4 protein-coding genes are annotated in these 2212 nt (G+C 48.5%); 3 read left to right on the forward strand and 1 reads right to left on the reverse strand.

Annotated features, from left to right (window positions below; translation table 11 throughout):
• The 3 genes from H6F80_RS00100 to H6F80_RS00105 all read left to right on the forward strand — a co-directional run.
• A partial coding sequence (locus H6F80_RS00100) for a heterodisulfide reductase-related iron-sulfur binding cluster (protein ID WP_190789595.1) occupies positions 1 to 233 on the forward strand: 233 nt, incomplete at its 5' end.
• 580 nt (positions 234 to 813) lie between these two features.
• Positions 814 to 915: a hypothetical protein gene (locus H6F80_RS31015; protein WP_518523486.1), complete on the forward strand. Its 102-nt coding sequence runs from the start codon at positions 814 to 816 to the stop codon at positions 913 to 915.
• Between the two features lie 76 nt (positions 916 to 991).
• Positions 992 to 1405: a gamma-glutamylcyclotransferase family protein gene (locus H6F80_RS00105; protein WP_190789596.1), complete on the forward strand. Its 414-nt coding sequence runs from the start codon at positions 992 to 994 to the stop codon at positions 1403 to 1405.
• A gap of 12 nt (positions 1406 to 1417) precedes the next feature.
• On the opposite strand, the gene H6F80_RS00110 is transcribed toward H6F80_RS00105, so the two are convergent.
• Positions 1418 to 1969, reverse strand: a complete 552-nt coding sequence (locus tag H6F80_RS00110) for an anti-sigma factor family protein (protein WP_190789597.1) — start codon at positions 1967 to 1969, stop codon at positions 1418 to 1420.
• Between the last annotated feature and the right edge of the window lie 243 nt (positions 1970 to 2212).

The raw sequence follows: 2212 nt of genomic DNA on the forward strand, positions 1-2212 counted from the left end.
GCGTTTACAATATGCTCCAGCCAGAAGTGGCGGAAGAACTGGGTCAGCAAAAGGTGCGAAATCTTCTCAACACGGGAGCCAGTCTGATCGCTTCTTCTAATCCGGGCTGCTCGCTACAAATCCTAAAACATTTGGAATTACAGGGTAAAACGATGTCGTTGTTTCACCCGATCGCGCTACTGGATCTCTCAATTCGCGGTATTCCTTTACAAGCGGCTGATACAAGATGCTGAATAAATAGTTAATCCTTAAATTCCGGTGGTGAGTTACCTATTTCTTTAGAAGAACGGCTTGCAGCAGTAGAAAGGGCGATCGCTGAGTTGCAGAAACAGGCTGCAACTTCTTAAGCGAATAACTTTAATCGAATAACTGGCTCTAATCTATCACCGAGTCTTTTAAGGATGAACTCGCATTTAAGGAAGTGCTTGCCTGTGGGCGATCGATTGATAAGGCAATTCAGGGCGATGATTTGCCCCTCAAAGTGAAGGACGAGACATAAAACAGTTAACCACAAGTGGTTTATAGCATTCGAGCGGACAAATAGAGCTAGCTATACTAAAGAAATCTTCCTTAAAGAGTGGAATGCCAACGACTGTACAGTTGGGATGCTTGTATCGAATTAGCTACTATTTGACCTACTCGATGCTTTAACCCATTCGTCTTGTTTGTATCGACGATTGAACCCAAAATCTGTATGTTTTAGCAGGGCAAAACGAGGAAGTTGAGTTCGAAGTGGCTCCAACTGGGGAGGTGCTGTGATGAGTTCAGTGGATTATGCGGCAATGTCATACCAGGAGTTGAGGCGTTATTTTCCTGACTCATCGAGAAGATACTGCGGCTTTTCAAGCGTATTTGGCAAGGCCTAGGGAGCGTTCATATCCTATCGTCACAACCATCAATGCCCCTAGACTTTGACAGCAAAATAGGGGCTGCGATCCAGCAGCAAATAGCAAACTATTAAAATAGCAGCACAAGCTAACGATCCAAGACAATGCTGCAAGTCTTTGTGTACGGAAGCCTGAAGCCGGGAGAACAATACTTCGATCGCTACTGTGCTGCCTATCTCACGGCAATGCAGGAAGCGATCGTCTACGCTCAGCTTTATGATTTGCCGATGGGCTATCCGGCGATCGTTCCCGGCAATCATCCAGTTCGGGGATATGTGTTTACCTTTGAAGATCTAGAAGTGCTGAACTTGCTGGATCAACTCGAAGACTATATGCCCGATCGCCCGATCGAGCAAAACGAATATCAGCGCAAAGAAATCCAGACGTTTGACCTGCATCAGCAGCCGTTGGGCTGGGCGTGGGTCTATGAGATGACCCAGGAGCAGGCTGAACGTCTGGGAGGAGTGATTTTACCTGAAGGAAGCTGGCATCGAAACTCGATCGACCACTGTTCCTAATTCACTGCCCGTTTATTGCAGCGTACTTTGCTTCATTGCCGGATTAGGGCTAGAAACGGCTGCTTTGGGGATTTCAATCACCGGGCGATCGAGCGCGATCATCAAGCCATCTTGGGGAATTGCCCGCTCAGAATTTTGAGGGGCGTTTGCCATCTGGGGTGAGCCAAACTCGCGGGGCAGTGTGCCGACCACAGAACCCACAACCAGCGCGGCGAATGCCAGTCCGCCCCAAATAAGCCGCTTCGGAGTGCGGTGCAGCTTCGCAGAAACCTGCTGAACGACTTGTTCTACGGGCTGCTCGGAAGGGGGCATCGGCAGCGCGCGTAGACCCTGGCGCAGCTTCAGCAGGCGGGCGTACAACTGCTGTGTTTTGTAGTCAGTTTTCAGCCATGCTTCGATCTGACGGCGTTCTGTAGCAGTGACTTCTCCGTCCAGATAGGCACTTAACAGCTCAAATCGATCGCGCTTTGTCAGGTTATCGCTTATAACAGACGGCAGTGGCTCAGGGTTTTGTCCCTGTTTAGGGTGGGGATTTAAGCGATCGAATTCGTCAAAGTTAGACATTTTCAGCGTCTCAAGCAGTTAGTACGAGAACCAAGCTATTCAGCCTCAAATATTGCACCCATCAGCAGGATACTACGCTAAACAGCTACCTCTATTACAGGCTAGCGATCGGGTGAGTGACATCAATAAATAGACTGTAGCGAAACAGAATGTCATGCATCGTAAAGAGCATCACAGTTTCTTTACAGTTTCTTTAGACCGCTAGCTGAGGCAACTAGTCCTCCAAATAGCCCTGAAGCTGAG

The organism is Leptolyngbya sp. FACHB-711, from assembly GCF_014695615.1.
Lineage (GTDB): Bacteria > Cyanobacteriota > Cyanobacteriia > Elainellales > Elainellaceae > Leptolyngbya_A.

Coding starts and splice junctions, on each gene's coding strand:
- H6F80_RS00105 (WP_190789596.1), top strand. CDS start 992: ATGCTGCAAGTCTTTGTGTACGGAAGCCTGAAGCCGGGAGAACAATAC.
- H6F80_RS00110 (WP_190789597.1), bottom strand. CDS start 1,969: ATGTCTAACTTTGACGAATTCGATCGCTTAAATCCCCACCCTAAACAG.